A 10,287-nucleotide genomic window follows, 5' to 3' on the forward strand; every position below is an offset into this window, starting at 1 on the left:
CTCAGGGTGCCACGCCAAGGAGCGCAAAGACAGTCGCGGGACTGTCGGCTTTGGCCAGCCAGCGCCCCACCAGGCTGGCTTTGCGCAGCAGCTGGTCGAGTTCGTCGGGGGCTGTGAAGCCACGCGGTCTGCGGTAGGCGGACCGCAGACGGCCGTCGTCTTCCAGGACGAGGGCGTGGTGAGCCAGGCCGAACCGGGTTCCTTCCTTGACGGGTGCGGCCAGGGTCTGGGCCCGGGCGGGGAAACCGGCGCGCAGGACGGGGTTCTTACCCGTCCACGCGGCCAGATGGGTGCGGGTGGAGGCGGGCAGGGCCTCGCGGGTGGCTCGGTGCAGGACCATGGGGGCCGCGACGAACGACAAGGCCCAGGGCATGCCCTGCTCCGTCTCCTTGCCGTAACCCTGCGCGGCCGTGGCCAGGACGGCGGCTATCAGGGCGGGGTTGAGCATGGCGGCGGAGATCGGGGAGCGCTCGCTCCAGGCGGTCATGCGGATCTCCTTTGCTGTGATCCCCCCGGAGGGGGGATCAGGTGCCGACCTTCAGCAGCTCGGCGATCCGGGCCTCGAAGTCGGCGTGCCAACCGATTTTGCCAGTGTCGGCGAGCATGTGGCGCTGGCCCCGGGCGAAGAACGGGTCGTTGTAGCGTGCGCGCACCGCGAGGCCGGTCTGGCCGAGCAGCTGCCGCAGCAGGGCCTTGCCGGCGGTCTTCTTCTCGTCGTCGCCGGCGCCCGCGTCGAGTGCATCGAGCATCCACTCGAACTCCCGCTCCCACTCGTCGACGAGTTCGTGCTCGAAGCGGGTGAGCTCTGCCGCGCCGATGAGGTCCTCATCCAGCCAGCGCACCGTGTGGGTGTAGGCGCGGTAGTAGTCCACGATCGCCTTCTGCAAGTTGCGCGGGGGGTAGGCGACCCAGTGCATCTGCTGCACGAACGGGTGCATCCGGTACTTCTGCTCCAGTTCCCCGGCGTTGACGTCCGCCAGTTCCACCAGGGTGGGGAGGTTCTCGCGGGTGAACTGGTCCCGGATGTCGGCGATCGCCGCCTGCGCGTCACCGACGTCGACGCTGCGCTGCCTGCCCTGCAGCAAGGCGAGCGCCGTCTCGTCCCACCAGCGCCATACCATGGACAGGAAGAGGTCCTCGTGCCCGAGCGGCAGCGCCCAGTGCAGACGCTCCCTGACCTGGCCGGCGATGTCCTGGATGTGCGGCGAGCGGTCGATCACCCTGATCCGGGAGACGAACGTCAGCCGTGCCGCGTTGCCGAGTCCGAGGAACTGCTCGCGTGCCTCTTTGGTCTGTTTCGACTGCGCCGTGCGCGCGACGTGTTCCAGCAGGCGCAGGGCCTCGGCCTCGTTGCGGCTGTGCGGGCGCAGCGCCGCGACCGCCGTGGCATCGCCCGCGGTCTCGGTCGTCACCAGGGCGAGCGCAGGGCCGTCGGCGTCGGACGGCGCGGCTTCATCCATCCACACCTTCAGGGTGCGCCACAGATCCGTTGCGGTGTCGGTGAGCGTCCGGTGCTGCCCGATGTGGTGCTTGACCTGCAGCAGTTCGGTGGCCGAGCCCTGGCGTTCCCAGGCCACGTCGTCGTACAGCTCCAGCGTGAGCGCGGCGTCCGGTCTGCTGGCACCGGTGTGCAGGAGTTCGACCAGCGCCCACCAGGTCTGATGCTGGTAGCCGATGGCGTTCGGAGCGGCGCTGTGTGAACCCTTTCCCATGCCCTGCAGTCTCCCCCCGCCCCGGTACGGCGTCCAGGCGCCATACCAGCCCACATGTCGAATTCGTGTTCGATATTGTCGGATGATCCGGGTCCCGCGTCAAATAGGCGGCGCGCGCCCGGAACGCCACGGCCCGGTGAGCTATCAGCCGCCTCTTCGCCGCCGCCTGTCCCGGTCCCCCGATCATCTACGCACCCGCCCGTGCACAGGGCTGCGGGACCACGTCAGCAGCATCACCGGAAACGGCCTTCTCACCGCAGGATCCGTCCGCACCCAACCCGCACCCAACGAAGGAAACCCGCAGATAAGCACAGTCACCGCGATACCGGTAAACCCAAATCCACCTGCCGACCGGGCAGTTCAGGTCGAACTGCCAGAGACAACCACCGCCAGGCAACTCACCAGCACCGCCAGCTCATGTAAAGTACGCAAAACATGCCCTGCTGATCACCGGAATCGCAGGTAAACGAGGGTCTTCCCCACACGCGTGGGGGTCTGTCCTGGCCAACGGCATCGCAGCCGCAGCCTTGATCGTCTTCCCCACACGCGTGTGGGTCTGTCCTCCTCGACCCGGCCGGCGATCGCGTCCGCCTCGTCTTCCCCACACGCGTGGGGGCCTGTCCCCGCGGCCGCCGTCCTGCTTGGTCCGAACAGTGTCTTCCCCACAGGCGTGGGGGTCTGTCCGACCGTGCCCAGGAACCGATCTGATTCCTACGGTCTTCCCCGCACGCATGGGGGTCTGTCCGGCGTGATCGGCTACCAGCCGCAGGCGGACGAGTCTTCCCCACACGCGTGGGGGCCTGTCCCCGCGGCCGCCGTCCTGCTTGGTCCGAACAGTGTCTTCCCCACAGGCGTGGGGGTCTGTCCGACCGTGCCCAGGAACCGATCTGATTCCTACGGTCTTCCCCGCACGCATGGGGGTCTGTCCGGCGTGATCGGCTACCAGCCGCAGGCGGACGAGTCTTCCCCACACGCGTGGCGTCTGTCCCAGGTGATGAACCGCGTGATCCACTCGCTGGTGTCTTCCCCATACGCATGGGGCCTGTTCTTCTGGATCACGATGACGACGAGGACGAGGTCTTCCCAACCCACGCGCGGTCAATCCACGGTGAACACGTTGTGGTCGGCGGGCATGTCGCCTCCCCCACCAATGAGGCATGTTGCGACCCTCACTCGCGCCAAGGTGAGCTTCGGGTGTCCTGTCCCAGGTAAGTGTGGATAAGTCGCGGCTCTGGCCTGCGGTGCCTACGGTTGTGCGGGACAAAATGGTGGCCGGTGTCCCGCCCAACCGTAGGCAGCGTGATGGTTCACCCGCGGAGCCAAACCAGCAGGCGCCGTGGAGTCGGGCGCTGTCTATTGGTCGGCATGGTTCGAGGGACCGATTTGGCTTTCCTGACGTGCTGGGCGAGTCGGTATTCGTCCACCTCGCGGATGAGTTCGTGGGAGCGGGCCTGGTGCAACTCGAAGTGCATGCCGCTCGCTCCTACTGCTGGAGCTCCGTGACGTCGGCGACCACGCAGCTGACGTTGTCGGGGCCGCCGGAGCCGTTGGCGAGGGCGATGAGTTCGCGGACTGCCTGCTCGGGCTCGCTGATGTCGGAGAGCACTCGGTGGATTTCTTCGGTCGACACGACGGTGGACAGGCCGTCTGAGCAGAGCAGGTAGCGGTCTCCCTGCTGGGCGTCGTGCAAGCGCATGTCGGGTGTGGAGTCGGCTCCTTGGCCTAGGGCACGTATCAGCAGGGACCGCTGAGGGTGGGAAGCGGCTTCTTCCGGGCTGAGGCGCCCTTCGTCGACCATTGACTGCACCATGGTGTGGTCGTGAGTGATCTGGAACAGCTCTCCGTCTCGCAGGAGGTAGACGCGGGAGTCGCCGATGTGGACTAGGGCCAGCTGCGAGCCGGTCCAGAGCATCGCGGTGAGTGTGGTGCCGGCGTCCTCGGAAGAAGGGCCGAGTCCGGAGACGCCGTGCACGGCCTGCTTGGCCTGGTCGATTGCGTCTTCGAGTACGTTGAGGAGATTGCCGACCGGGATGCTGTCGGTTTCGAGGCTCTTGAGCGCGTCGACAGCGGCGGTGCTTGCGGGGGCACCTCCGCTGCCGAAGCCGTCGGCGACGGCGAGCAGGCGGGACCCTGCGTAGGCGGTGTCCTGGTTGCTCTCGCGGACAAGGCCGGTGTCGGAAAGGGCTGCGTAACGGATGCCCAAGGGCTTGGCGGTCGGGGACATGGCAGGGTCCTTCCAGGAGAGGTGGTCGATGAGGAAGGTGGCCAAGTCCCGCCGTGCGGCGGTGTCGACTTCGACCTGGGCCCAGAACGCGCGGATCTCTTCGGCTGCCGGACCTGCCTCCAGCGTGCAGACCTGTTGGATGCGGGCGAGAGGCATCCCCAGCCGTCGGAGCCAGGCAACCAGCCGCGCCTGATCCAGTTGCTCCGGTGCGTAGAGGCGGTAGCCGGTGACCGGGTCGACGCGAGCGGGAGTCAGCAGGCCGAGCTCGTCGTAAAGACGCAGCGCCTTCGGCGACAGCCGAGACGCCTTCGCGAACGTCCCGATGGTCAGCAGCTCCATGCTCGTTCCTCCTCATGCCAGGCACGTCGCCTGGCCCCACTGATGCTGTGGGCTCCCCCAAGGTGAAGGTCAACCAAGAGTTCCAGTTGGCCCCGCCTGATGTTCTCCCACTCGGTCGGAGGCTGCGTGACCAGCCGAGGACGGTGCTCCGTCGCTGCGTTCATGGGGCGGGTCCAAGAGGGCTTCGATCTGCGTTGCGCCAAGACCGCCGTACCCACACAAGACCGGAACTCTCCAGAACCCGCCTACACATGACCGGGACCCTGCCGTACATGCCTACAGAGGAGCGGGAATGCCTACACATCGCAGAGACAGGACATCGGGCATCGCCCACAGCTCTCATCCAGAAGAGCAAAGAAAAGAGCTGCAGGTCAGAGGGCCACTCCCTATGGCCTTCTCATTTCAGTGCGCTGGAGATTCTCACATGGTGTCACTAAGGCTTCTCACTCAATGCCCCTACTTATGCGCTCTGACCAGCAAAGATGCATGACATCGAGATGAGAGCTATTGGTGACATCGAGATGAGAAGTCACAGTGGAAGCGCGGCAGGTGGGCCAGGAGCGGGTGCCCGTCGGGGGCCTCACACGGTGCGCAGTCCACCGGGTCCTTGCCCAGTGAGCCGGGGTTGTGCTCGGAGTGGCGTTTGCCGTCGGCGTCGGGATCGGAGGCGCGGGTCGGCGGGTGCAGCGCGGTCATCAGCTCCAGGCCGGTCACGGCAGTCGATCCGCGCGGCGTCATCACCCTTGAGGCGTACACACCCAGCAGCCGGGCGAGCTCTGCCGGCGGAAGCTGCGCGGCGTGGCCCCAGTGGCGGGAGTCGAGCGCGTGCCAGGACGGGATGCACAGCTGCACGCAGGCCCGCTCCGAGCCCTGTGCGGGGCGGTAGATCCGTGCCCACGGACCGAACCCGCGCTTGGTCAGTTTCCACTCGGCGCGGCTCAGTTGCTTGATGACTTTGTGGCCGTCCGGGATCCGCCCGGCGAGCCGCTCCTCATCCGTGAGAGCGACCGGGAGTCCGTAGCGCTCCAGCGCGGCCTCGGTAAGCACGAGCAGCGGGTCGGCGTCCTTGCCCGGCCCGGACAGCTTCGGCGCCCCGAGCTTCGCCTCGCGCAGCGTCCACTCCACCAGGGCCGGGAGAGACTTGGCGGCCACGTCCAGGACCAGACCGCCGGGACAGTACGCCAGCACCTGCCCGTCGGCGTCGACGTTCACGACCGCCAGCGGACCGTTTTCAAACCGCGGGCCGGTGCCCCCTGCCGGAGCTCCGGCAGGGGCCGCCTTGCGCGCACCCGGGCGGTGCGACGTCGACGACGGCCTGGCGGTGCACGCCGGACGCGTGGCGGCCTCCGGGGCAGCGGCGACGTGGGCGGGGCCGGTCGGGGTGTTCTCGGCTGCAGTCGTGTCCGTGGCCTCGACAGCCGGGGTCCGGGCTTCAGCAGGGGCGGGCGCGACGGTGAAGGCCGACGCCGCCGGGTCGTGCGTTTTCTCCGGCGCTGAGGGCGCCGGGTAGAGCTCCGCGAGCTGGTCCAACAGCCGGGCGTAGGCATCGCGCTCCGGCGGGCGCGGCTCGGTCTTGCCGGACTCCCAGCCGGACACCGTGGCCCGCCGCACCTTCAGCGCGCCGGCCACCTCGTCAATCGTCAGGCCGTGCGCGGCGCGCAGCCGCTTGCGCTCCGCCGGCGGCGGCAGCGCGGCCCGGGACGCGACCAGCGCGTCGACTGCGTCGAACAGCTCGGACACAGCACACCTCCTTTGCCCTACCCTAGCCCATTAACCGTACAGATTGCGCACATTTACCGTACGAATGGCGTACGAATTGCATGGAAAGCAGGCGATGATGGCGCAGGTCATTCCCTCACGGCGCCAGGCGGCCGTTCTCGGGGAACCGGCTTGCCTGGATTCCGCTGGGCATCCATGGCGAAAACACCCGCCCGGGACGGGGACACCGAGGGAGACGGCCTCATCGCTGATCTGCCGCATCGCAGGCCGCTATGGGATGGAAGCGAAGGCGTTGCGGTCGTACTGGCAGTGGCGCAACCACCCGCCTGGGCACGACGGCGGGGGCGCGCGGGCCGACGCCGAGGTGCTGCTGAACACGCCCGGACGGCAGTTCCTGGCAAGCCTGTGCAGCGTCGGAGAAGACGTCCTGGCGCGGGCATTGCCGTCCTGGAGACAGGAGGACTCCAAGCTGTCGTCCGGAAGGGGTGCCGGCGGCGGCATGCGGACCGGCGGCGCGGTCGCCGGGCCGGTCGCCTTCGGCTGCCGCCTGTACGCGGCCCGGCGTACGGGGACGGCCGTACGGGTGACGCGATACGTGCCGCGATGGAAGCGGGTGTGTGTCCGGCACCGGCGGTGGCTGCTGGACGCGGACGCCGACCAGCCCCTCGAGCACCTTGACCTGCGCGGTGTGCCGGAGGTGACCGCGGCGCAGCAGCGGTGGGCCTCGGTGGCGCGGCGGGCGGTACGGGCCGGGGCCGAGCCGGAGCGGGTGTTCGCGCTGGCGCAGGCGGTGGCGGCCCGGTGGTGGGAGCAGGCCCTCCAGGGCGAGCAGGAGACGATCTGGCCGCAGCGCCTGCACCAGGCCGCAGGCGGGGATGCCAGTGGTGATCTGGAACGGTGGCGGATCGTGGGATGCGACGCGGTCATCTTCCCCGAGGTGGCGGCCGTCGTCGACGCGCTGCTGGATCCTGCAATGGTCCGGCTGGCTGGTCTGCTGGGCGAGGTGTCCCGTACAGGCGGCAGTCAGTCGGTAGGGGCAGCCTCCGGACTATCCCGCTTGCCAAGCGCAATCGTCCATCCTGAGGCATCCACTCCTTCCTGAGGACGCGTTCGCCGATTTTGCCGGTGAAGGAGCCGCGCCCGGCTTGGCTCGTACAGCGGTCACTGACCGGCCGTGCACAAGCGATCGTCAGTTCTGCGAGTAGGCCGTGTTCCCACCGAGAGGAGCGCCAGGATGCGTGAGCCGACATGGACTGTGCACTTCACTTCGAGGGATGTCGTGCAGCCGGAAACTGTCGCGTCAGAGCTACGAGGACTGCCAGGCGACCTGGGCGTGTGGCTGGACGAGGCGGGCCTGCCGGACGGGCTGCCGTTCTTGCTGTCTCCGCGGTGGGAGTACGACGTGGCGCTGAACTCCTACTTCCAGCGGCCACAGTTGGCGGTCGCGCCATGGAACAGCAACGCCAACCGGGCCCGGGCCTTGGCCAGGTTCTTGACATTCGTGTACCGGGCGCGGGGCGGGCGGGGGTGGCGGGAAGTCACCGAAGCTGATCACCTGGCATATCACCAGTGGCGTCGACGGGACGCGGCCGGGCCACGGGTGTCGGGCGGCACGTGGAGCCAGGACGTCTCCCACATCAACCAGTTCTACGTCTGGGCCGTCCGGCAGGGGCAGATAGGCGCGGTGCCCATCCCGCACCGGCTGTCCAGGGCCGCGCCCTGGGGCGTGCCGTCTGCCGCCCGCGTTCCGGCAACGGTTCCGGCGACTTATGCCCATGACCGGGACGGTGAGCGCATCGAGTGGCTGCCACCGGCGTCATACCGGCTGTGGCGGGACGTGGGACTGCGGGGGTACGGGCCCGACGGACTGCCGTCGCGGCGGTTTCGGGGGCGCTGGGCGGCGCGGAATGCGGCGTACGCCGACCTGATGGTGCGTACGGGCATGCGGCTGTCCGAGCAGGCCCACCTGACGAGGCTGGAGATGCCCACCGGGCCGGGGGCGGGCGGCTATCAGCGTTTCTGGCTGCCGGGGGCGATCGCGAAGTACTTCTCCGCCCGCTGGATCTATGTCCCGCACAGTGTGGTGGGCGAGCTGGCTGCCTATGCGGAGCTGGATCGGGCGGAAGTGGTCGAGGACGCCCGCGCGGCCGGCGTCTACCGCCGCTGGCGCCGTCCGCTGGTCATCGACGACCCGTCGCGGCCGCAGCTGGCCCGGGGCACCGGAAGCAGCATCCGCCGCATGGTGAACCTGGCCGAGCTCACGGCGGGGGAACGACGCCGGCTGCTGGTGGATGGTGAGGACGGCCTGGAACCGGCGCTGTTCTGGCTCGGTGAGAACGGGCAGCCGCTGACGGTGTCGACGTGGAAGAGCGTCTTCTCCGATGCCAACAAGCGCTGCCAGGCCCGCGGGGTCGCGTTGTCCTGTCATGCCCATCTGCTGCGGCACAGCTTCGCCGTAGTAACCCTGGAACAACTGCAGCGCGGCCACATCGCAGCCCTCGGCGAGCTCAACGAAGGCCAGCGCGGCCACTACACGCGGATCTTCGGCGACCCGCTGGACTGGGTGCGCCGCCGGCTGGGCCACCGCTCCGTGGTGACGACGACCGTGTATCTGCACGCCCTGCAGGAGCTGGAGATGGAAACCCGCATGGCGCTGGTGCCCGATACCTGGGAGGACCCGCGCGATACCCCGCTGCAGCGGCTCGGCGACGACCTGCGCGCCCCGGCCAGCGCGGGCGGAGTGAGCAGGTGAGCCGGCGGGGGCGGGGCAGCACCGGGCCGGGCCGTCCGGCAGCGCTGCCCCATGGCGCCTACGCACCCGCCGCACCCGGGCAGCAAGGGGCGGACGGCACGCTGGTGGTGGCCTTCCACGGGGACGACGGCCGCCGCGCCATCTTCGACGTCTCCCGGCTGCCGCTGCCGGGCTGGCACCAGGCCCTGGCCGCCGCGTTCGCCGAGCGGACCGGTCCGGCCGGAGGGCTGCGTACCCACGCCGCGGCGCGGACCGGCTGGGGGTCCCTGGTCCGCCTGATGCGGTTTCTCGGCTCGCTGCCTAATCCGCCCACGGTGCCGGGCGAGCTCACGCCCGAGCATGTGACGGCCTTCCACGCTCACCGGATGGCGACCTCGCCGGCCACCGCGCGCCAGGACCTCACCCGGGCCCGGCTGCTGTTCACCCGGCCCGGTCTGTGCGAGCAGGTCGCACCGCAGGTGATCGACCACCTTCGGCGACGTCTGCCCGCGCCCCGGACGCCGATGGCAGCCACGGGCACCGCCGCCCCACCGGAGACGGCTGGCACCAAGCGGCTGACGAGCGGATACTCCGACGGTGAACTGGCCCGGCTGATGGCTGCCCTGCGGGCGGACGCCAGCAGAATCCGCGACCGTATCCGGACCGGGGAGGACTTACTGCGCCGCTACCAGAGGGACCCGCAGGCCCTGGAGGAGGAGGACCGCGCCCTGGGCCGGATGCTGGAGCAGATGGCTGCCACCGGCCAGGTCCCCACACCGCCCGGTGCCCGCCCTAACCCGTTCGCTCCCGAACGCCTTGCTTTGGCCGGCCGTCTGTTCCTGACGCTGCGGGACCTTCCTCCGCTGTTGCTGCTCTCGGCCGCGCTGTCCGAACGCAACGGTGAGACGGTCAAGGAACTGCCCGTGGCGCACCGGATGCTGGACGACCGGGCGGTCGAGGTGGTCATCGTCAAGCGCCGGCGGGGAGCGAGCCGCTGGTCGGAGACCGTCACCTGGGAGATCGGCGCCCCTGGCCGGGAACTGCACACTCCCGGCGGGTTCTACCTCCTGCTGCTGGAGCTGACCGCCCGCAGCCGCCGGCTGCGCGGCTCACCATCGCCGCTGCTGTGGTGCGTGTGGCGCAACGGACACGGAGCCGGGCTGGGGGTCGCCGACGACCACTGCGCGCCCTTCGAACACTCCCTGCGGGGAACCCCGATCCTGCCCAGCGCCTGGGCCGCCGATCGGCGCCGTCCGCTGCTGGCCGATCCACAGCCTGGGAGTAACGGTGCACCGGGGCCGGAGGAAGTCCTGCCGCTGCAGGTCAGCTTCAACCGGATCAAGACCAGCATTGGCTGTGACGTTGTCCAGTGGCCCCGGCGTGACGTCTTCCAGCGGCCCCAGTAGATGAAGATCCTGTGCCTCCTGGACGTCTTCAAGTGGCCCCGGGGGTCGGCCTGCGCTGGGAGGGAGTGTAAATCTAACGGCGGATCCGACGATCATGGGAGAGACGTCAAGTGACTGACACCGCCGTGGAGTTGGAGACCGTGGAGCCTGTCGAGA

6 protein-coding genes and 1 pseudogene are annotated in these 10,287 nt (G+C 69.2%); 3 read left to right on the plus strand and 4 right to left on the minus strand.

The window, feature by feature from the left end; all coding sequences use genetic code 11:
• Nucleotide 1: 1 nt before the first annotated feature.
• From ABZ646_RS07020 to ABZ646_RS07035, 4 genes and pseudogenes are all read right to left on the minus strand, one after another.
• On the minus strand, nt 2–487 hold the full coding sequence (locus ABZ646_RS07020) for a three component ABC system middle component (protein WP_360513770.1): 486 nt from the start codon (nt 485–487) through the stop codon (nt 2–4).
• Nucleotides 488–524: 37 nt separating this feature from the next.
• The gene (locus ABZ646_RS07025) at nt 525–1,712 is read right to left on the minus strand and encodes an ABC-three component system protein (RefSeq protein ID WP_360513773.1); all 1,188 of its coding nucleotides are present in this window, start codon (nt 1,710–1,712) and stop codon (nt 525–527) included.
• Between the two features lie 1,483 nt (nt 1,713–3,195).
• Nucleotides 3,196–4,275: a MerR family transcriptional regulator gene (locus ABZ646_RS07030; protein WP_360513776.1), complete on the minus strand. Its 1,080-nt coding sequence runs from the start codon at nt 4,273–4,275 to the stop codon at nt 3,196–3,198.
• Between the two features lie 534 nt (nt 4,276–4,809).
• A pseudogene (locus tag ABZ646_RS07035) lies at nt 4,810–6,015 on the minus strand (helix-turn-helix domain-containing protein); the annotation flags it as partial.
• A 256-nt stretch (nt 6,016–6,271) separates the two neighbouring features.
• Between ABZ646_RS07035 and ABZ646_RS07040 the strand changes: the two are divergent.
• The 3 genes from ABZ646_RS07040 (at nt 6,272) to ABZ646_RS07050 (ending at nt 10,131) form a co-directional block, all read left to right on the plus strand.
• Complete coding sequence (locus ABZ646_RS07040) at nt 6,272–7,096, plus strand: hypothetical protein (protein ID WP_360513778.1); 825 nt, start codon at nt 6,272–6,274, stop codon at nt 7,094–7,096.
• 231 nt (nt 7,097–7,327) lie between these two features.
• On the plus strand, nt 7,328–8,746 hold the full coding sequence (locus tag ABZ646_RS07045; RefSeq protein ID WP_360513781.1) for an integrase: 1,419 nt from the start codon (nt 7,328–7,330) through the stop codon (nt 8,744–8,746).
• Nucleotides 8,743–10,131: a hypothetical protein gene (locus ABZ646_RS07050; protein WP_360513784.1), complete on the plus strand. Its 1,389-nt coding sequence runs from the start codon at nt 8,743–8,745 to the stop codon at nt 10,129–10,131. The genes ABZ646_RS07045 and ABZ646_RS07050 overlap by 4 nt, the downstream gene beginning before the upstream one ends.
• Nucleotides 10,132–10,287: the final 156 nt, after the last annotated feature.

The sequence above is a fragment of the Streptomyces sp. NPDC007162 genome (assembly GCF_040634175.1).
Lineage (GTDB): Bacteria > Actinomycetota > Actinomycetes > Streptomycetales > Streptomycetaceae > Streptomyces.

Bases quoted from the DNA above. Each gene is read 5' to 3' on its own strand.
- ABZ646_RS07025 (WP_360513773.1), bottom strand. From the start codon at position 1,712: ATGGGAAAGGGTTCACACAGCGCCGCTCCGAACGCCATCGGCTACCAG.
- ABZ646_RS07030 (WP_360513776.1), bottom strand. From the start codon at position 4,275: ATGGAGCTGCTGACCATCGGGACGTTCGCGAAGGCGTCTCGGCTGTCG.
- ABZ646_RS07020 (WP_360513770.1), bottom strand. From the start codon at position 487: ATGACCGCCTGGAGCGAGCGCTCCCCGATCTCCGCCGCCATGCTCAAC.
- ABZ646_RS07040 (WP_360513778.1), top strand. From the start codon at position 6,272: ATGGAAGCGAAGGCGTTGCGGTCGTACTGGCAGTGGCGCAACCACCCG.